This is a genomic window from Paenibacillus sp. JJ1683 (assembly GCF_053006485.1).
Genome location: NZ_CM129820.1, coordinates 4,996,610 through 5,017,500, shown reverse-complemented (window position 1 = coordinate 5,017,500; position 20,891 = coordinate 4,996,610). Strand labels below are relative to the sequence as shown.

The following is a 20,891-nucleotide window of genomic DNA, read 5'->3' as shown; positions in this document are numbered from 1 at the left end:
AGCGCACCCCTGATAAGGGTGAGGTCGGTGGTTCGAGTCCACTAGGGCCCACCATAAATTTTATATTTTCTTTTGGGGCCATAGCTCAGCTGGGAGAGCGCCTGCCTTGCACGCAGGAGGTCAGCGGTTCGATCCCGCTTGGCTCCACCAATAGTTTTATCATTGCACCTTGAAAACTGGATACCGAAACGAAATTGCGTTTTAGAATATTCCTTTAAGCTGATCTTGTGTAAACAAGTGAAATAAAGGTAGCAAATAAGGAAAGATATTTTGCCTTTGGCAAAAATCACTCTTTATTGAACATCGACATTTTCTTTCTGTGAAAGAAAAGTCTAGGTTAAGCTACAAAGAGCACACGGAGGATGCCTAGGCGCCAGGAGCCGACGAAGGACGTGGCGAACAACGATAAAGCCTCGGGGAGCTGTAAGCAAGCTTTGATCCGGGGATGTCCGAATGGGGAAACCCGGCTGTCTTCATCGACAGTCACTTTCTGCTGAATACATAGGCAGAATAGAGGCAGACCAGGGGAACTGAAACATCTAAGTACCCTGAGGAAGAGAAAACAATAGTGATTCCGTCAGTAGCGGCGAGCGAACGCGGATTAGCCCAAACCAAGGAGCTTGCTCCTTGGGGTTGTGGGACGTCTCACATGGAGTTACAAAGGAACCGGTTAGATGAAGAGGTCTGGAAAGGCCCGCCAGAGAAGGTAAAAGCCCTGTAGTTCAAAACTTGTTCCCTCCGAGACGGATCCCGAGTAGTGCGGGGCACGTGAAACCCCGTATGAATCCGGCAGGACCATCTGCCAAGGCTAAATACTCCCTGGCGACCGATAGTGAAGCAGTACCGTGAGGGAAAGGTGAAAAGCACCCCGGAAGGGGAGTGAAATAGATCCTGAAACCGTGTGCTTACAAGAAGTCAGAGCCCGATCTATGGGTGATGGCGTGCCTTTTGTAGAATGAACCGGCGAGTTACGTTCCCGTGCAAGGTTAAGGTGAAGAGCTGAAGCCGCAGCGAAAGCGAGTCTGAATAGGGCGGATGAGTACGTGGACGTAGACCCGAAACCGGGTGATCTACCCCTGTCCAGGGTGAAGGTGCGGTAACACGCACTGGAGGCCCGAACCCACGCATGTTGAAAAATGCGGGGATGAGGTGGGGGTAGCGGAGAAATTCCAATCGAACCCGGAGATAGCTGGTTCTCCCCGAAATAGCTTTAGGGCTAGCCTCGGAAAGAAGAATCGTGGAGGTAGAGCACTGATTGGGTGCGGGGCCCGCAAGGGTTACCAAGCTCAGTCAAACTCCGAATGCCATAGATTTAGTTCCGGGAGTCAGACAGTGAGTGCTAAGATCCATTGTCGAAAGGGAAACAGCCCAGACCATCAGCTAAGGTCCCCAAGTGTGTGTTAAGTGGGAAAGGATGTGGAGTTGCACAGACAACCAGGATGTTGGCTTAGAAGCAGCCACCATTGAAAGAGTGCGTAATAGCTCACTGGTCGAGTGACTCTGCGCCGAAAATGTAACGGGGCTAAACACACCACCGAAGCTATGGCTTGATGCTTGCATCAGGGGTAGGGGAGCGTTGAATGCGGGTTGAAGGTGTACCGGAAGGAGCGCTGGACTGCATTCAAGTGAGAATGCCGGTATGAGTAACGAAAAGATCTGTGAGAATCAGATCCGCCGAAAGCCTAAGGGTTCCTGAGGAAGGTTCGTCCGCTCAGGGTAAGTCGGGACCTAAGGCGAGGCCGATAGGCGTAGTCGAAGGACAACAGGTGGAAATTCCTGTACCACCGTAATCCGCTATGAGCGATGGGGTGACGCAGTAGGGTAGTGACGCGGACTGATGGATGTCCGTCTAAGCAGTGAGGCTGGTGTGTAGGCAAATCCGCACATCGTTAAGGCTGGGCTGTGATGGGGAGCGAAAATTACAGTAGCGAAGGTCATGATCTCAGACTGCCAAGAAAAGCCTCTAGCCAGGAGAAGGTGCCCGTACCGCAAACCGACACAGGTAGGCGAGAAGAGAATTCTAAGGCGCGCGGAAGAACTCTCGTTAAGGAACTCGGCAAAATGACCCCGTAACTTCGGGAGAAGGGGTGCCTCGGTAGGGTGAATAGCCCGAGGGGGCCGCAGTGAAAAGGCCCAAGCGACTGTTTAGCAAAAACACAGGTCTGTGCGAAGCCGCAAGGCGAAGTATACGGGCTGACGCCTGCCCGGTGCTGGAAGGTTAAGGGGAGTGGTAAGCTCGCAAGAGCGAAGCTATGAACCGAAGCCCCAGTAAACGGCGGCCGTAACTATAACGGTCCTAAGGTAGCGAAATTCCTTGTCAGGTAAATTCTGACCCGCACGAATGGCGTAACGACTTGGGCGCTGTCTCAACGAGAGATCCGGTGAAATTTTAATACCTGTGAAGATGCAGGTTACCCGCGACAAGACGGAAAGACCCCATGGAGCTTTACTGCAGCTTGATATTGAGTTTGGGTACGATCTGTACAGGATAGGTGGGAGCCGTTGAGCCTTGAGCGCCAGCTTGAGAGGAGGCATCCTTGGGATACCACCCTGATCGTATCTAGGTTCTAACTTGGTACCGTAATCCGGTACGAGGACAGTGTCAGGTGGGCAGTTTGACTGGGGCGGTCGCCTCCTAAAGAGTAACGGAGGCGCCCCAAGGTTCCCTCAGAATGGTTGGAAATCATTCGAAGAGTGCAAAGGCAGAAGGGAGCTTGACTGCGAGACCTACAAGTCGAGCAGGGACGAAAGTCGGGCTTAGTGATCCGGTGGTACCGCATGGAAGGGCCATCGCTCAACGGATAAAAGCTACCCTGGGGATAACAGGCTTATCTCCCCCAAGAGTCCACATCGACGGGGAGGTTTGGCACCTCGATGTCGGCTCATCGCATCCTGGGGCTGAAGTAGGTCCCAAGGGTTGGGCTGTTCGCCCATTAAAGCGGTACGCGAGCTGGGTTCAGAACGTCGTGAGACAGTTCGGTCCCTATCTGTCGTGGGCGTAGGAAATTTGAGAGGAGCTGTCCTTAGTACGAGAGGACCGGGATGGACGTACCGCTGGTGTACCAGTTGTTCCGCCAGGAGCACCGCTGGGTAGCTATGTACGGAAGGGATAAGCGCTGAAAGCATCTAAGCGTGAAGCCCCCCTCAAGATGAGATTTCCCAATTAGTAAGACCCCTTGAAGACGACGAGGTAGATAGGTTGGGGGTGGAAGTGCAGTAATGCATGGAGCTGACCAATACTAATCGGTCGAGGGCTTATCCTAAGATAAGACGCAATGAAGTTTCGGATCCAGTTTTCAAGGTGTAACCTTGAAGGTATGTAGAAGTACATACGACAAGCGTATGGCGATTCATTCACACGATCTGTGCTGAAGCGAATAACCTTACGGGAGAATTTGCGGAGCAAATTCATGTTTGGTGGCGATAGCGGAGGGGTTCCACACGTACCCATCCCGAACACGACCGTTAAGCCCTCCAGCGCCGATGGTACTTGGACCGCAGGGTCCTGGGAGAGTAGGACGCCGCCAAGCGAGTTTTATAATTATTATTCCCTGATAGCTCAGTTGGTAGAGCACTCGACTGTTAATCGAGTTGTCACAGGTTCGAGTCCTGTTCGGGGAGCCATTTGCTCTCATAGCTCAGTAGGTAGAGTGCATCCATGGTAAGGATGAGGTCACCGGTTCGATCCCGGTTGAGAGCTTGTTACAGGATGGCCCGTTGGTCAAGGGGTTAAGACACCTCCCTTTCACGGAGGTAACAGGGGTTCGAATCCCCTACGGGTCATAGGATAGTATGGAGGCTTAGCTCAGCTGGGAGAGCATCTGCCTTACAAGCAGAGGGTCGGGGGTTCGATCCCCTCAGCCTCCACCATATTTTGTTCTCTTACATGGATGAAATATAGGGGAATTGTGAATCATATGCATATTGGGGATTAGCCAAGCGGTAAGGCAACGGACTTTGACTCCGTCATGCATAGGTTCAAATCCTATATCCCCAGCCATTAAGAGCCATTAGCTCAGTTGGTAGAGCACCTGACTTTTAATCAGGGTGTCGAAGGTTCGAGTCCTTCATGGCTCACCATTATCATTGCATGCGCGTGTGGCGGAATTGGCAGACGCACTAGACTTAGGATCTAGCGTCTTTGACGTGGGGGTTCAAGTCCCTCCACGCGCATCCTGTTTTTGCGGACGTGGCTCAGCGGTAGAGCATCGCCTTGCCAAGGCGAGGGTCGCGGGTTCGATTCCCGTCGTCCGCTCCATATTTGCGCCCTTAGCTCAGCTGGATAGAGCGTTTGACTACGAATCAAAAGGCCGGGAGTTCGAATCTCTCAGGGCGCGCCATATTTTTGAAAAAATATAATATCGGGATGTAGCTCAGCTTGGTAGAGCACCTGGTTTGGGACCAGGGGGTCGCATGTTCAAATCGTGTCATCCCGATACTGATTTGCGGGTGTAGTTCAATGGTAGAACTTCAGCCTTCCAAGCTGATAGCGTGGGTTCGATTCCCATCACCCGCTTACCGATTACCTAGAAGCCGAAAGGCTTCTTTTTATTTTGTCCACAATATATTAACTTCTATGTATATAGACCATTAAATGATGTCTCTTGTCATGCACGGTTGGGGATGACTTGTGCATATCCTACATAGGCATTTATCACCTAGACCCGAATTTCCCCTCTTACGGCCCCCTTTTTCCTGTAGTAAGGCTAAATTCGTGATCAAATCCATTGAAAATAGGAATCCTATAATTATTATGTTACGAAATTCATGGGGATAACTTTATACCTGCTCCTTTTGTTTTACACACTCTTCTTTATTTATGTGGGTAACACGTAGGGATTAATGAGTAAACAGATTTAGAATACTGAGATTATGGCTTATTTGTGTATATCTTTGTGGATAGAGCGCAATGAATTTCACTTTGTCAACAAATAATAAACATATACACATCATGACACAAGAATTTGTACCTTTGGAAACACGCTTTTTAAAAGAGACTGTGCATAATGTTTCGCACATTTTTAGCGTTTAAAATCAGTTTTATTTATTAATTTCATTTTTATGTATAAGTGACCAATATATTCTCCAAAAAAGTATTTCAAAAGCATGATTTTTTCCTGTAAATTTTGCAGCTTTTCATACGTTTTTATTGTATGATGTTAAGAAAGTGTCAAATTTCGTGTGTATACGTACCTTTGCTACAACTGAATATGGTGTGGAACAGATCAGATGGGGGGAAAAGCATGACTGAGCTTACGTTAACCGCTAACAAAAACCAATCCAACAATCTGCTGCGGCGGGACGTTCGTTTTCTAGGAAATATTCTTGGTGAGGTTTTGGTTCATCAAGGTGGCAACGAACTTTTGGATATCGTGGAGAAAATACGTGAGGCAAGTAAATCGTTACGTGCCGGGTATCAGCCGGAGTTATACGAGAATTTTAAACAAATGGTCAGTGGACTGGATACGGATATTCGTCACCAGGTTATTCGCGCGTTTGCGATTTACTTTCAGTTGGTGAATATCGCTGAGCAAAACCATCGTATTCGTCGTAAGCGGGATTATGAGCATTCCGCTGGTGAAGAGGTTCAACCCGGTTCTATCGAAAGTTCCGTTCAGGAGCTTAAACAAGGAGGCTTCTCCGCTGAGGACGTTAGCAACATGCTGAATGAACTCTCCTTGGAGCTGGTCATGACTGCACATCCTACAGAAGCAACACGACGAGTAATTCTGGATATCCACAAACGTATTTCTGAAGACGTCATGCTGCTGGATAATCCGATGCTTACCTTGCGTGAGCGAGAACAGGTACGGGAAAATCTGCTTAATGAAGTAATTACACTGTGGCAGACGGATGAACTGCGTGATCGAAAGCCAACTGTATTAGATGAAGTAAGAAATGGAATGTATTATTTTCATGAGACCTTGTTTCATGTATTGCCAGATGTATACCAAGAATTGGAGCGATGTTTGGATAAATATTATCCTGAGCAAAAATGGCACATTCCAACTTATTTGAGATTTGGTTCTTGGATCGGTGGAGACCGGGACGGGAATCCATCTGTTACAGCTCATGTGACTTGGGAAACGTTGTGTATGCAACGCAAGCTGGCTTTGAGAGAGTATCAGCACACGCTGAAGGAACTCATGGGTTACTTGAGCTTTAGTACCAGCATTGTGCGAGTTTCTGATGATTTGTTGGCTTCTATTGAAGAAGATCGCGCCCACATCACACTTAAAAAAATGGAAGTATGGCATAACGAAAAAGAGCCTTATCGCATCAAACTAGCATATATGATTGCTAAGGTGAATAACGTTTTGGATGAGAGCAAACAGGGTACTAAGGAACGCTATAGCTCCGCAGAAGAGCTTATTGCAGATCTGAATGTGATTGCCAGCAGCCTGCGTCATCATTTTGCTGATTATGTGGCAGACACGTATATTCAAAAGATGATTCGTCAGGTAGAGCTATTCGGCTTTCATACAGCTACGCTGGATGTACGTCAGCACAGTCAGGAGCATGAAAATGCGATGACTGAAATTCTTTCTAAAATGAATATTGTGTCAGATTACAGTAAGCTGTCAGAGGAAGAAAAAATAGATCTGCTGGAACAGCTGCTAAATGAACCCCGTCCGATTACTTCGCCATATTTGAAATATAGCGATAGCACACAGGAATGTCTTGATGTATATCGTACGATTTATTTGGCTCAGGAGGAATTTGGCAAACAATCCATTACAAGCTACTTGATCAGTATGACTCAGGGTGCCAGTGATTTGCTTGAGGTTATGGTATTAGCCAAAGAGGTAGGCCTGTTCCGCATTGAGAAGGATGGCACTGTCATTAGTACGCTGCAATCCGTTCCTTTGTTTGAAACGATAGATGATTTGCATGCTGCACCTGATATTATGAGAAGATTGATGAACCTGCCTGTATATCGACAATCTGTAGCCGCGATGGATGAGCTTCAGGAGATCATGCTCGGCTACTCGGATAGTAATAAGGATGGCGGTGTGGTTACAGCGAACTGGGAACTTCGGGTCGCTATGAATAGCATTACGGAAGTAGTGAACGAGTATGGCGCAAAAGTGAAGTTTTTCCACGGACGTGGAGGAGCGCTGGGGCGCGGAGGAATGCCACTTAACCGCAGTATTCTGGCTCAGCCTCCTCATACCATTGGTGGAGGAATTAAGATTACGGAGCAAGGCGAAGTGCTATCATCCCGCTACTCGCTCAAGGGGATTGCATATCGGAGCTTGGAGCAGGCGACATCAGCGTTAATTACGGCTGCTGCGTATCATCGCTCAGGAAAGAAAGAAGTGTTCGAGGAAAGCTGGGAGGAGATTATTGCCCGTATTTCCGAAGTATCACTGGAGAAGTATCAGGATTTGATTTTCCGAGATCCAGATTTCTTCACTTTCTTTAAAGAATCTACACCGTTGCCTGAGGTAGGCGAGCTGAATATTGGCTCTCGTCCGTCCAAGCGTAAGAACAGTGAACGTTTTGAGGATTTGCGCGCTATTCCATGGGTCTTTGCGTGGACACAAAGTCGTTACTTGCTACCTGCTTGGTATGCGGCAGGAACAGGTTTGCAAAGCTACTATCAAAACAATGAAGATAACCTTAAAGTGCTGCAAACGATGTTTAGAGACTCTGCCTTCTTCCGGTCGCTTATTGATACACTCCAAATGGCAATCGCTAAAGCGGATTTGCTGATTGCAGAGGAGTATGCTGGGATGTCGGATAACGAAGAAGCACGGCAACGTATATTCGGGCAGATTTCTGCAGAGTTCAAGCTGACATCTGAATTGATTTTGAAAATAACCGGACAATCTGAGATTTTGGACGATGTACCTGTTATTCAGGAATCTATCCGGTTGCGTAATCCTTATGTCGATCCGTTAAGTTATTTGCAGGTTCAATTGCTGAGTGAGCTACGCGAGCTGCGTAATCAGAACGGTGATGACGCTGAAATGCTGCGTGAGGTACTGTTGACGATTAACGGAATTGCCGCAGGCTTGAGAAACACAGGCTGATATAGTTTGGCCGTATGATACAGGCAATCGGGTACTCATGGAGTGCCCGATTGTGCTGTGTTTATAGTAATGAAGCGCGAGTTTGTTACTTGTGTCCACACTTCAGTTGATTTCTGGATAAAATTAAACTACGATGAATAATCATAAACATGTAATAAGTAACCCATCAGCAAGTCTGGGGGAGTATAGAGTGGATAATATGGAAAGCCGCTTGGTTAGGCTGGTGCAGAAAGGTGATCAGCGAGCTTTTGCGGAGTTAGTCGAGTTATATAAAGATCGGATTTTTCATCTTTCCTACCGGATGCTAGGTAATCGTCATGAGGCGGAGGATTTGGTGCAGGAAACTTTTTTGCGTGTGTATCGTAACCTGGAAAAGTATGACCATGGGCAGAAGTTCTCAACCTGGATTTATCGGATTGCTACAAATCTATGCATTGATCGTCTGCGAAGGAGAAAACCTACATACTCACTTGATGCTGAAATGAATGATCAAGAAGGTGTTGATGGGTACGCCATGCTTGCTAGTGAAGAGCTTACCCCTGAAGGGAGTACGCTGTTGTCGGAAACGCAAGCTTTAATTCATGACGCCATTGACAGCCTTCCAGATAAATACAAGACGATTATGGTTCTACGATATTTGCAGGAGCTTTCCTTACAGGAAATTAGCGATGTGCTCAATCTCCCAGTTACCACAATTAAGACAAGAGTACACAGGGGACGGGATTTTCTACGCAAAAAACTGGAGCACAAGCTATAAATGCTGTGCATACATTCTAGGAAAAGAGCCTGCGTAGATGTTTTTATGAAACATAATGTTCGTTGTAACGTATGTAAGATGAGCAAAGTTTCTAAGCCGGAGCATGTTATGTTGAGAAACACGGAAGAATATTAGAAAGGATTGGCTCATATGGATTGCAAACAAGCCGTCTCTTTTATGCATGACTATCTAGATGGCGACCTGTCTGAGCAGGACAAACATGAGTTGGAACAACACTTGTTAGTCTGCCCGGAATGCCGCATGCGTTTTAAAGAGCTGGAGCGGACGGATGCGATGCTTTACGGTACACGCTATCATCAAGTGCCGTGTGTATCGGATGAGCTGACATTTCGCATTATGAATGCTTTGCCGCCGCATAAACGACAGCCTGCGGTGCCTATGCTAGCTTGGGTGAAGAGGCATCCCGCTGTAACAGCCGCCGCCTTCTTCCTTATTGTGATATGCTCAAGTATGGCCAGCTTTTCTAGCACGGACCATCAATTAGTAGTCAAAGGAAGCAATCTAGATCAAGTTGTTATTCAGGGCGATACTGTAATTGTACCTGAAGGGAAATCCATTGCCGGAGATTTAACAGTACAGAATGGTGAGGCACGTGTATACGGTGATGTAGAAGGAAATCTTACTGTGATTGACGGCTCGTACTATCAAGCTTCAACCGCCCATATTGCAGGACAGGTTAAAAGTATCGATCAAACCTTGGACTGGATTTGGTACAAGGTTACCGATTTGTTCGGGGGACCGTCTTCTCGATAAAAGAAGCTTGAAATGGCAAGAACGATATCGAGCGCCTTTTTCCGCTGGAAAAGGCGTTTTTTTGTATCTAGGTCTGGCGAATTGTACTTTATTTTACTGATTTTGGCGATTCTTTTGTCGCACAGCTTGCAACGTGAGCCTGATCGTTATAACCTAGATAGAGAGAGCATACTGTGTACATACTACACCCACTCACTACAGAAAATTGCGGGGGCATGCGCATGTTGGATTATTTTGCGGACCTGACTTGGAAAGAGTCCATTAAAGATATTATCGACATTTTAATCGTAACCTATATTATGTATCAGCTTATTTTACTTGTTCGCGGAACGCGAGCGGTTCAATTGTTAAAAGGGATTTTGTTCCTGGTCGTTATTTGGGCGGTTAGTACCTGGTTTGATTTGTACACGCTCAAGTGGTTGATGAATCAGATGTTCACCTTTGGTGTAGTGGCTATTTTTATTATTTTTCAGCCTGAGTTACGTCGTGCTCTAGAGCAGTTGGGACGTGGTAAACTATTTGGGCGTTCGTCAGTAGATGATGAAGAGATCAATAAGTTAATTGGAGAAATGATTAAGGCGCTGAATTATTTATCACGTAGAAAAATAGGAGCATTGGTCGTATTCGAGCGCGAGACAGGACTGAACGAATATACGGAGTCTGGCATCAAGACACAGGCCGTAGTTAGTTCTGAACTGCTAATTAACATCTTTATTCCCAATACGCCTTTGCATGATGGTGCGGTGATTATACAAAATAAACAGATTGCCTCTGCGGCCTGCTATTTGCCATTATCCGAAAATCCCTTCATTAGCAAGGAGTTGGGAACCCGTCATCGGGCTGCAATTGGGGTGAGTGAGGTAACGGATGCCGTAACTGTCGTGGTATCGGAGGAAACAGGGCAAATTTCGTTGGCTATCAATGGTCAGGTCGTGCGTGACATTAAGGAAGAATCCCTAATCTCCAAGCTGTATGAGGAGTTGCGGCCAACACCGTCTTTGAAGGAAAAACGCGGCTCATTCTGGAATCGGAGGGGAGGCCGTGGAAATTCATGATGGACAAATGGATTAACAATAATACGATTTCCAAGATATTGGCGCTTGCGGTTGCTATAATGCTGTGGGGAATGGTTCATCTGGATACAGGTACTCCTTCGTCTACATTGACCGTTTCCTACAATAATAAAATAATTGATAATGTGGCCATTCAGGCCAGTGGTCTGGATGATTCAAAATATGTGCTGTCTACGATGGACACTGATCATGTAAAGATGGAGGTCAGAGGACAGCGCTCTGTCCTGACTACTTTTTTCGCGGATAATTATCAGGCAAAATTAAACTTAAGCGGCTTAGGAGCAGGCACTAAAACATTGTCACTTGAACCGGATTTACCGGATGGGGTGGAATTGGTATCCATGACTCCTAACCGTGTTACAGTAACAATTGAGGAAAAACAAACGAAATCATTTAATGTATCTATAGTACCTAAGGGTAGTCCAGATGCGGGGCTACAGCTCGGTAAGCCTGTGATTGCTCCTCAAACAGTAAAGGTTACTTTACCCAAAAGCCAGCTGAATACCGTTACTGCGGTGCAAGGGGCTGTTAACACGGATGGCATCTCAGAAAAGTTTGAACAGAAACGGGTAAAGCTGAAGGCCTATAACAAAAAGGGGCAGGAACTCACAGGTGCGGTCATTGAGCCATCCACTGTGTCAGTTGAAATCCCGGTCACTCAGCAGGCGAAGTCTGTGCCTGTCAAGATAGTCTATTCCGGAGAGCTGCCAGACGGATTGGCGCTTTCTAAAGTAAACGCAAATGTGAAGGAAGCAGCGGTATATGCATCACAGGATGTATTAAGCAGCCTGAGCTCTTATGTCACGGCTACACTCGATCTGAGTCAATTTACAGAAGCGGGGACCCGTACAGTTCAAGCTAATTTGGCAGCTCCCTCAGGTTCTGATAAAATCGAGCCAGGGTTAATACAAATTCAGGTGACCGTCGTTCCTTCTAATGAAGTTACAGATACGGAACGGACGCTGTCAGGCATCCCAATCGTTTTACAAGGTGCAGCAGATGGAGCTAACGCGACTATTATAGCACCCGCAGGCAAGACGATGGATGTTACTGTGAAGGGCCCGCAGGATTTGGTAAACAATTTAACCAATGATGACGTTAGTTTGGTGGCAAATGTAAGTGGCCTCGCGGCTGGTCAACACGAGGTTACCCTAAAAGTAGGCTTGCCTAAATACATTACGCAAGCCGGGAATGCCGGCCAACTAAAGGCAACGGTAAACATTGAGAGCCCTTCTACGCCTGCTGTAACGAATCCGAATAGTGAGAATGAATCAAACCCTTCTGGTAGTGGTGATAAGGGGCAGGAGAGGCCACAGGAGGGGCAAGGCAATCAAGGTGGCAACTCTGACGCAAATACCGGGGACAACGCAGCTGCGGAGGATAAAACAAGTCCTCATAACGGCGCAGAATCTTCTGCGAATGGAACCTCGGAGAACGGTCAGCCATAACATGTTTTATCTGTAGTAAATGATCAAGATTATTAGACAAAAAAAGGGAGTCATTTTACATGGGGAAATATTTTGGTACAGATGGTGTACGAGGCGTTGCTAATCAGGAACTAACAGCCGAACTGGCATATAGCATTGGCCGCTGCGGCGGATATGTTTTAGCAGGTAATGTAGAGAAACCGACAGTTGTTATTGGTATGGATACACGGATATCTGGACTGATGTTGGAATCGGCACTGGTAGCCGGCTTGTTGTCTATTGGGGCTAATGTGGTTCGCCTAGGTATTGTTTCGACGCCTGGGGTGGCATATCTCACACGGCAATTAAAAGCGGACGCTGGTGTCATGATCTCAGCATCTCACAATCCTGTTGAGGACAACGGGATTAAGTTTTTTGGCGGCGATGGGTTTAAATTAACCGATGAAACGGAATTGAAAATTGAAGAGCTCATGGATGCGAAAGAAGACCAATTGCCTCGTCCGATTGGCAGCGGATTGGGCACGGTTGTTGTAGACGAGCATTCCCGCTACGATTATCTGGAGTTTTTGAAAACAACAATCAGTCATTCTTTTGAAGGCCTAAAAATAGTATTGGACTGTGCAAACGGAGCAGCTTATGAGCTGGCGCCGAAGCTTTTTGCGGATTTGGGAGCTGAAGTGCATACGATCGGCGCGGAGCCAAACGGATTGAATATCAATGATCATTGCGGCTCGACTCATCCTGAAAAGCTGAAAGAGGAAGTGCGCCGCTTGAAAGCCGACATTGGTCTTGCCTTTGACGGCGATGCCGATCGCCTAATCGCAATTGATGAGAACGGGGAAGAGGTTGATGGAGACTACATTCTCTGTATTTGCGGAGATGCAATGAACCGGGCTGGAAAACTCAAGGACAGCACTATTGTATCGACAGTAATGAGTAATATCGGTTTTTATAAAGCTACTGAAAAGCTAGCTCTCAAGACTGCAAAAACTGCGGTTGGAGACCGTTATGTGATGGAAGAAATGCGTCGGGGTGGATTTAATCTGGGCGGTGAGCAGTCTGGTCATGTTATTTTCCTTGATCACAATACGACAGGCGATGGCATGCTGACGGGGATTCAACTGGTAGATACCCTGAAAGCTTCTGGCAAGAAGATGAGCGAACTAAAATCGCTTATGAAACAATATCCACAAGTTCTTGTAAATGTACGTGTGCAGGACAAACGTAATTACGAGGGGAACCCTGCGATTGCAGAAGCGATTGAACAGGTGGAACAACAATTGGGCGATAATGGGCGTGTATTGGTCCGTGCTTCAGGTACAGAGTCACTTATTCGTGTGATGGCCGAAGGCCCGGATAAGGATGAGCTGGAGCAATTTGTCGGACAGATCGTAGATGTCGTGAAAAAAGAATTAGTTTAAAATTTTGTAAACGTGGGTTGCCTGTTAAACACAAGCAGGCAACCGCGTTTGCGGTTATTCACTAATGCTTTAATGCCTTTAGGGTGTAATTATGAATAAAGTGTCATTGCCAAATGATACTCTGCTGAATATAATATAGGGATGCTGTGACTTAGATAGAGAAAGCGAGGGTTGTGAGGTAACGTATTACAAGCGCCAGAGCTTGATTTGTGCGGGGGAACTTGGTGGAGAAGCAATAGATTCCATTGAGAGGATGTTGCTCGCAATCGGTTCACGACAAAGCAAGCTGACGAGGTGAAGGTGTTCGAAACATTCGGCGGGGACCTTCCGGTGAAGCATCAACCCGTAAACCGGCAGCGGAAAATGAACAGGCAACTGTTTACACAACGCACCGGTAGATGCCCTAATTATTTTATAACCTAAATTATAAGATTCATTTCATGAATGTGCGGCCATCATCATTGGCGTGCGCGGTTTGGGAATTTCGTTACATTCGTGAAGAGATGCCTGTAAATTCTATAGTTATCATTGACAACTTCATAGATGAATGAACTTTATTCCACAATCTACCGCACACGTTAGTCCTGTGATGAGTCGTCTTGTGAAATGATGATCGGGAGGATAACGAATATGTGTGGCATTGTAGGATATATTGGTAATCAGAATACGCAAGAGGTATTGATTGACGGACTGAAGAAGCTGGAGTACCGCGGGTATGACTCTGCGGGTATTGCCGTGTTTACAGATTCAGGACTGCAAGTAGCCAAGGCAAAAGGTCGTCTGGCAAACCTGGAAGCTAAACTGGATGGTACGCCGTTAGTAGGTCATGCAGGCATCGGACATACACGTTGGGCAACGCACGGTAAACCTTCTGATGAGAACTCCCATCCGCATTTGGATGAGAGCCAAAAGTTTTCTGTAGTTCACAACGGAATTATTGAGAACTATCTGGAACTGAAGGAACAGCTGATCAGCGAAGGTCATACCTTTATTTCCGAAACGGACACAGAAGTTATTTCCCATCTGGTTGCGCGTGAGTATGAAGGAGATATTGTTAAAGCAGTACAAAAAGCAATTACCTTTATGCGCGGTGCTTTTGCACTGGGAGTGCTGACCGAGCACGAGCCTAATAAGCTGGTAGCTGTTCGCCAAGCCAGCCCGCTGGTTATTGGTGTGGGAGAAGGCGAGAACTTTATCGGTTCCGACATTCCGGCTATTCTGAAATATACACGCAATGTATTTATTTTGAACGATGGCGAAATGGCTGTTCTGACTAGTGATGCTGTCGAATTAATGACAATCGAAGGCCAATTTATTTCTCGGGAAATGATTCATGTCGAATGGGATGCTGTAACAGCGGAAAAAGGCGGCTATGAGCATTTCATGTTGAAAGAAATTCACGAACAGCCTAAGGCTTACCGTGACACGATGTTGGGTCGTATCGATAAAGATACTAAAAAAGTTGTTCTTCCAGAGCTGAAGCTGACAGAAGAACAAATTAAAAATATCCGCAACATTCAAATTGTAGCGTGTGGTACAGCTTACAATGCTGGTTTGATTGGCCGTACGGTTATTGAAAGTATGGCTCGTATTCCGGTAGAAAACGATGTAGCTTCCGAGTACCGCTACCGTTCTCCTATCGTAACACCAGAGACATTGGTGATCGTGGTGAGTCAATCCGGTGAAACTGCTGATACATTGGCAGCACTGCGTGAAGCACAAGCAAACGGGGCTCATGTACTGGCGATTACAAATGTAGTCGGCAGCTCTATCGCCCGTGATGCAGATGATGTGTTGGTTACACTGGCAGGACCGGAAATTGCCGTAGCCTCCACCAAAGCGTATTCTTCCCAGTTGATTGCATTTTATCTGTTGGGTCTGTATCTGGCTCAAGTACGTGGCACACAAACGGATGAGCAAGTAGCTCATGTGCTGGCTGCTATGGAATCACTGCCAGAGCAAGTAGAAGAGATGTTGGGTAAAGCAGATGCGATCAAGGCCTATGCTGAGCAAATTGCTAGCAACAAGCACTTATTCTTTATTGGTCGTGGTCAAGACTATGCTGTAGTACAGGAAGGTTCCCTGAAGCTCAAGGAAATCTCCTACATTCATTCCGAGGCATATGCTGCGGGTGAGCTGAAGCATGGTACACTGGCATTGATCGAAGAGGGAATTCCAGTTATCGCTTTGGTAACACAGGAATCCGTGTTGGAAAAAACCGTGAGCAACATTAAGGAAGTCAAAGCTCGTGGCGGTGACGTGCTTGCAATCACATATGAAGAGCATGCTGTCGAGCTGTTGAAATCCGTAGATCAAGTATTTGCAATTCCAAAAACACTTCCGATTCTGTCGGCTGCCATTTCAGTTATAGCTCTCCAACTGTTGGCTTACTACGCATCGCTTGCACTAGGCCATGATGTTGATAAACCACGTAACCTGGCGAAAAGTGTTACTGTAGAATAAGCTTTAGTAAAATTCTAATTTCATTGTCTGGTGATAAAAAAAGTGTGGAACCAGTAAAAAAAGTCTGGAACTAGTCATTTTACAAACATCAAGAAAGATCCCGATGATATATCGGGATCTTTTTAGTTTAGGAGGGCAATTATGTCTACAATAGGCCAACGAATTCGAACGATTAGAAAAACAAACAACTTAAATCAAATAAAGTTTGCAAATAATGATTGGAATTTCTGAAGGGACGTTGAGTGAGCTGGAGCAAGATAAATACAGACCCTCTCTTGATATAATTATAGCAATTAAAGAAAACTTCAATTCCCATAATAGAGTGGTTAATCTTTGGAGATACGCCTGTATCAAAGAACACTATTTTTAATTAAGCCATTGAAGCTAAGGAATTAGAACTTATTTCTTTGTTTCGAGAGCTTACTAAAGAAGATAGAGATGAAATTATTGATTTTATAAAACTGAAGATTGTTCGGTACTAATCTTTCACGGGAGTTTCTTAATAATATGTCTTAGAAATACTGATTTTAATCTTGGTACATAAAAGTCACGAATTATCCGTATACCGATTATTCCTGGCATTTATATATAAAAAAATTAACAATGACTATAATATGAATAGAGAAAGGAGTGTAATAATTCATATCCCTAAATTCACTTAGCATATTGCTTTTGTAACATCCCACGGTTTCTGTTTCAGCAGTTTTTTTATACTTGCTCAAGAGCCGTACGTGAGAAATGGTTAGAAAGAGCTTTGAAAGAAGGCGGTTGGAATCTCAGCATTAGATATACCCCAACTGATCTAAAATCAATTTACATAAGAAATGAATTTGAAGATTATGAAGAATGTAGAGTGGTGGTAAAAGAATCATCAGCTATCACATAGTTAATTAAATTGTAAAAGAAGGTGTGAGGCGCCACTTTTTTAAGCGAACTAATGGGTACTAAAATTTTCTATTTACTATATCTTATCTTTAAAGGAGAGATGGAAAATGCTCTATTAAAAAGGGTAATATTTTTTTACCGATTAGATCCAAATCTTCTTGTTCTAATACCTGCCCATTTAATTCAATTCAAAAACCAGAATTTAGAAATGCTGTCTACAGACAATAAAGTTATGTACTAAACAATAAAGTTGTGTGCTAAATATTAAGGAAACATAATAAAAGAATCACTTTTAGTAAAATCAAAAGCCTGATGAACAAGTGTCATCAGGCTTTGTTAAAATCAGGTCGGCAGCTTTGGTTTAAATAGAAATCGCTATTATGGTAAAGAAATATTAGAAAAGTTAATGACAGGTGTTCGGTGAAAATAAAGTATTAGACTAGAGTTGTTGATTTAGCGAGGTTTTTGAACTGAAGAATCGTCAGCTTTTGAAAAATGAGTTTTAGACTGAACAATTAATATAAAGCAGCGGCAGACCAAGACTTGATAAATAAAGCCTTAGACTGCCGCTGTTGTCATTCAACTAACGTTCCCCAATAGTTTAATAAACCACCTATTCTGAATTATCAGCTACCAATAACTTTTCGATTCCATCTTCTTGTAAGTATCGGATTAGACAAATGTACAATCAGCTGGACATCCCAGGTTCTCGAAAACTGTGCGCGCGGCAGAATCTACCGGTAGGAAAACCTCAATTTGCGGATATAAGCGGCCGCCTGCGGAAATCGAAACCTGTCTGTAGCGTACGGGAATAAGGTCTCCGGAGCTTTCTATTCTGGCTAGAATTGTTTGTATTTGATCAACATTTCCCCCTACATCCGGCACACTCAGATATTCGCACGCGTTATATTTCTGAACTCTATCCAGCAATTTTTGATACCACGCATCATAACGCGAGAGCATGTGCTCACTCTTAAAGGCTTGTATTCCGTTTATGATGTGCTCCTCCCACTGCTTAAACGACGCCTTGTCAAACGTGGAGCGGGACCGGATAGGAAAACCAGAATTAAAATGTAAATCGACCCTATTCATTAAACCGTCATATGAGCGGTCGAGAGGGATTTCGAACAATTGATGAAACGGCTCATTTAATCCCTTGATGTCCTGAGTATGTGTTACGACCATGGCGGGAAAAGGGATACTCCTCATCGTTTGCTGAGCCCACTCTAATGCACGCTCCAACGACCGTCCATACAATTCGGTCTGAATTGGAAGAAAGCCGGCTGCCAAAAGCAAATCGTTACGCTCGTCGGATGTACACTCAAGATATTCTGCAATATTTATTATCGTCTGGCGGGTCGGTATGCGGCGGGTACGTCCAACCAGCAGATTTTTATACGAAGGAAAAGCCTCGTCGTTCAGCTCTTGTTGAGTAAATCGTTTCAAGGAGGGTTGAGGTCGATCGACAAGCTTTTGCTGGCGTTTTATCCGCAGGGCTTCAATTTCTCCCATTACGATTCTATGTCTGGAATTCTCCGTATCTATATCCATCTTCTCTTCCCTTCTCTTATGAAGTGTAGTTCTGCACTTGGGCCGAACCTTTATTTAAAGTATACTCCTCATTGAAATGAAGGTCATCTAATGACCATAACCAACATGGAGGAAAACCGATATGATTCGTACTATTGTTGTTGATCCGCATGCCCCGTCTCATTTGGCCTTCAAGGAAGTTGACGCCCCGCAGCCTAAGCCATGGGAAGCGCTTGTGCAAGTGAAGGCCGTCTCACTCAACCGCGGTGAAGTGAGTGACGCTAAAAATCAGGAAATATCTAGCCGTCCTGGCTGGGATTTCGCCGGGATTGTCATCGAGCCGGCAGAGAACGGCGCAGGACCGCAAAAAGGGGCTAGGGTTGTTGGTTTGCTCCCGATGGGAGCCTGGAGCGAGCAAGTGGCTGCTCCCGTATCGTTGTTGGCCGAAATCCCAGACAAACTCACTTTTACGGAGGCGGCTACCCTCCCCGTAGCAGGGCTCACGGCTCTTTATGCACTTCGAAAAGGCGGCATGCTGCTTGGCAAACGGATTTTCATTACAGGCTCTAGCGGCGGAGTTGGGCTATTCGCCCATCAGCTTGCAGTCCAATCCGGCGCATACGTTGTAGGTACGGCAAGCACGGAAGAGAAGGCTGAGCTTGTTCGGGAGGTCGGATCCGACGAAGTGATCATTGGATATTCCGCAATTTCATCAGCCAGCAAATTTGGGCCGTACGATCTGATCATCGATTCAGTAGGCGGCAATGCACTGGCGGCGTTGCTGCCGCAGCTAGCGCCCCAAGGGATTTGCGTTGCGGTAGGATTTTCCTCTTCAAATACCGCAATGATCGATATGAAGAATATGGTGACCAGCGGAGGAAGAACCTTGTACAGCTTCTTTTTAGGTGAGGAACTCACTCGTCAATCAGCCGCGGACGATCTGAGTTTGCTGGCCCGGCTGGTCACAGATGACCGGTTAATCCCACGTATCCAAGTGGAGGCGCCTTGGACCGAAATTGACACCGTTGCCCGTAATCTTATGGAACGGAAATTCTCGGGCAAAGCCGTGCTTCACTTAGATTGATTATATAAGTTTGCAACTATAATCCCAGGAATCTAAAAACGAATCTGAAAAAGAAACGGCAGTAGTACACCCTTACTCGTTTGAGTGGGAGTACCGCTGCCTTTCAATGAACCCGGCTATTTGACCTTTATATTTCGTATAGTAATCCATCCAGCTTTAATAGCAACACAGTTATTCCTCTACCCTCAGTGGCACCGCTTTAAGAATGTTCATTTTCTCTCACTATTCTGCCAGTTGGCTTAATGAAGTGCTCACCAGTCTAATACTTTATTTTCTTCGGACAACAGGACAACATATTTATAAGGAATTAACGTTCATATTTTTAGAATTTTAATAAAAAATATAAATCACATATATTGGATTTTTGTACACAACTTTATTGTCCGAAGAGAAATGCTAAAAGATCAAAGGATTTTATGATTTTCTCGTTATTAAGGTCCGAATGAATTGTATCAATTGAGTCCACACAGTAGGGGAACAGCATTTGATTAGCAATACAGGGTAAATAATCGGTTGTAACATCAAAAACCTTTGCTAAAGATTTTTAAATGATTAATTTCAGGCCGTGCTACATTTCGCTCCCAATTAGAAACAACCTGTTTAGTTACCCCGATTTTATTAGCAAGTTCCTCTTGTGTCCATTTATGGAGTAGTCTTAAATTTCTACATTGGTGTCCCAAAGTATTCATGAGTTCACCTCTATTGAGAATATCAAATAGGTTTTAACCCGACCCATATGCTTACTAATTATGCCTACTTAATAGCCCATATTATAGCTTATTCATACCCTACGAGTAGCCTATGAATAGGCTACGAAGTAAAATATAGCTAAAAAATATTACTTTGCTATTGTATAAAGCTGTGAGTTGTTATATTCTACATTTGTATTTTGAAGTAAACCTAAAATATATCTTAGGAGTAGATCTATAGCATCTATTCAACGGAAAATAAAAGAAGGAAGAGGTCAAGGCCACTTTTCGGAATATAAACCTTGGTTGACTGTACATGATGTACCTTCAATAGGGATAGTTACTCGAATTCTTGGTTGGAAAAGTGGTCGACTTCACCATTATCTGTCTAAACACTTTGAATTGACACATCATTACCAAATGGAGTGGTCAGAGCAAGTGATTGATATTCGCGAACAATTTCCTTTATTACCCCTAGATAAAACCCTCTATATTGCACAAAAGTTAGGCATTAAACATCCAACTGACCCCAAGAATAAGCTTCCCATCATTATGACTACAGATATGTTACTTACAATAAAACAAGAAGAAAGTATAAAATTTATTGCATATTTTTTGCGAAAGTTACAAGAGAACAAGATGAATTATTTGGTTTACCAAGTGGGTACTGCATGCAAATCGTGAAATATTTAATAGCGAAGCGCTATTGGGTAGTGGATATGACTCATCTAATACAGCCTACTCTACAATCC

General features: G+C 44.9%; 11 protein-coding genes, 13 tRNA genes and 2 rRNA genes (1 of these 26 cut by a window edge). 24 read left to right on the top strand and 2 right to left on the bottom strand.

The genetic code is table 11. The features are described from left to right. From ACUC6J_RS21580 to glmS, 22 genes are all read left to right on the top strand, one after another. Positions 1-54, top strand: a tRNA-Ile gene (locus ACUC6J_RS21580) (it extends 23 nt beyond the left edge of the window). 20 nt (positions 55-74) lie between these two features. Next, positions 75-150: transfer RNA gene (locus ACUC6J_RS21575), tRNA-Ala, on the top strand. 185 nt (positions 151-335) lie between these two features. Continuing rightward, positions 336-3,263 (top strand): 23S ribosomal RNA (locus ACUC6J_RS21570). Between the two features lie 150 nt (positions 3,264-3,413). Then, positions 3,414-3,530: ribosomal RNA gene (gene rrf / locus ACUC6J_RS21565) — 5S ribosomal RNA — on the top strand. An 18-nt stretch (positions 3,531-3,548) separates the two neighbouring features. After that, positions 3,549-3,624: transfer RNA gene (locus tag ACUC6J_RS21560), tRNA-Asn, on the top strand. Between the two features lie 3 nt (positions 3,625-3,627). Next, positions 3,628-3,700 (top strand) — tRNA-Thr (locus tag ACUC6J_RS21555). A gap of 11 nt (positions 3,701-3,711) precedes the next feature. Beyond that, a tRNA-Glu gene (locus ACUC6J_RS21550) sits at positions 3,712-3,783 on the top strand. Between the two features lie 11 nt (positions 3,784-3,794). Continuing rightward, a tRNA-Val gene (locus tag ACUC6J_RS21545) sits at positions 3,795-3,870 on the top strand. Positions 3,871-3,925: 55 nt separating this feature from the next. Next, positions 3,926-4,000 (top strand) — tRNA-Gln (locus ACUC6J_RS21540). A 4-nt stretch (positions 4,001-4,004) separates the two neighbouring features. Continuing rightward, a tRNA-Lys gene (locus tag ACUC6J_RS21535) sits at positions 4,005-4,080 on the top strand. A 12-nt stretch (positions 4,081-4,092) separates the two neighbouring features. Continuing rightward, positions 4,093-4,173, top strand: a tRNA-Leu gene (locus tag ACUC6J_RS21530). A gap of 10 nt (positions 4,174-4,183) precedes the next feature. Next, positions 4,184-4,258 (top strand) — tRNA-Gly (locus tag ACUC6J_RS21525). A 5-nt stretch (positions 4,259-4,263) separates the two neighbouring features. Then, positions 4,264-4,340, top strand: a tRNA-Arg gene (locus tag ACUC6J_RS21520). 22 nt (positions 4,341-4,362) lie between these two features. Further along, positions 4,363-4,436 (top strand) — tRNA-Pro (locus ACUC6J_RS21515). A 9-nt stretch (positions 4,437-4,445) separates the two neighbouring features. Then, positions 4,446-4,516: transfer RNA gene (locus ACUC6J_RS21510), tRNA-Gly, on the top strand. A 727-nt stretch (positions 4,517-5,243) separates the two neighbouring features. Then, positions 5,244-8,036, top strand: coding sequence for a phosphoenolpyruvate carboxylase (ppc, locus tag ACUC6J_RS21505; protein WP_045245419.1), 2,793 nt, complete (start codon positions 5,244-5,246; stop codon positions 8,034-8,036). Between the two features lie 190 nt (positions 8,037-8,226). Beyond that, the gene (sigW, locus tag ACUC6J_RS21500) at positions 8,227-8,793 is read left to right on the top strand and encodes an RNA polymerase sigma factor SigW (RefSeq protein WP_013373239.1); all 567 of its coding nucleotides are present in this window, start codon (positions 8,227-8,229) and stop codon (positions 8,791-8,793) included. A gap of 150 nt (positions 8,794-8,943) precedes the next feature. After that, the gene (locus ACUC6J_RS21495; protein ID WP_045245420.1) at positions 8,944-9,567 is read left to right on the top strand and encodes an anti-sigma factor; all 624 of its coding nucleotides are present in this window, start codon (positions 8,944-8,946) and stop codon (positions 9,565-9,567) included. 221 nt (positions 9,568-9,788) lie between these two features. Beyond that, on the top strand, positions 9,789-10,622 hold the full coding sequence (gene cdaA, locus ACUC6J_RS21490; protein WP_013373237.1) for a diadenylate cyclase CdaA: 834 nt from the start codon (positions 9,789-9,791) through the stop codon (positions 10,620-10,622). Continuing rightward, positions 10,619-12,088 carry a CdaR family protein gene (locus ACUC6J_RS21485; RefSeq protein ID WP_447249406.1) on the top strand — a complete coding sequence of 490 codons (1,470 nt, stop codon included), beginning with the start codon at positions 10,619-10,621 and terminating at the stop codon, positions 12,086-12,088. Before cdaA ends, ACUC6J_RS21485 begins: the two co-directional genes overlap by 4 nt. Positions 12,089-12,147: 59 nt before the next feature. Then, on the top strand, positions 12,148-13,488 hold the full coding sequence (gene glmM / locus ACUC6J_RS21480) for a phosphoglucosamine mutase (protein ID WP_017427765.1): 1,341 nt from the start codon (positions 12,148-12,150) through the stop codon (positions 13,486-13,488). 630 nt (positions 13,489-14,118) lie between these two features. After that, complete coding sequence (gene glmS, locus ACUC6J_RS21475; protein ID WP_447249405.1) at positions 14,119-15,951, top strand: glutamine--fructose-6-phosphate transaminase (isomerizing); 1,833 nt, start codon at positions 14,119-14,121, stop codon at positions 15,949-15,951. Positions 15,952-17,508: 1,557 nt separating this feature from the next. On the opposite strand, the gene ACUC6J_RS21470 is transcribed toward glmS, so the two are convergent. Continuing rightward, positions 17,509-18,387 (bottom strand): hypothetical protein, encoded by an 879-nt coding sequence (locus tag ACUC6J_RS21470; protein ID WP_016818710.1) that lies wholly within the window; start codon positions 18,385-18,387, stop codon positions 17,509-17,511. Between the two features lie 121 nt (positions 18,388-18,508). On the opposite strand from ACUC6J_RS21470, the gene ACUC6J_RS21465 reads away from it, so the two are divergent. After that, positions 18,509-19,450: a zinc-binding dehydrogenase gene (locus ACUC6J_RS21465; protein ID WP_045245422.1), complete on the top strand. Its 942-nt coding sequence runs from the start codon at positions 18,509-18,511 to the stop codon at positions 19,448-19,450. A 521-nt stretch (positions 19,451-19,971) separates the two neighbouring features. Here the strand turns inward: ACUC6J_RS21465 and ACUC6J_RS21460 are convergent. Further along, on the bottom strand, positions 19,972-20,139 hold the full coding sequence (locus ACUC6J_RS21460; protein WP_447249404.1) for a helix-turn-helix domain-containing protein: 168 nt from the start codon (positions 20,137-20,139) through the stop codon (positions 19,972-19,974). A gap of 438 nt (positions 20,140-20,577) precedes the next feature. Between ACUC6J_RS21460 and ACUC6J_RS21455 the strand changes: the two genes are divergently transcribed. Then, complete coding sequence (locus ACUC6J_RS21455; protein WP_230877431.1) at positions 20,578-20,823, top strand: TnsA endonuclease N-terminal domain-containing protein; 246 nt, start codon at positions 20,578-20,580, stop codon at positions 20,821-20,823. The last annotated feature ends 68 nt before the right edge of the window (positions 20,824-20,891 follow it).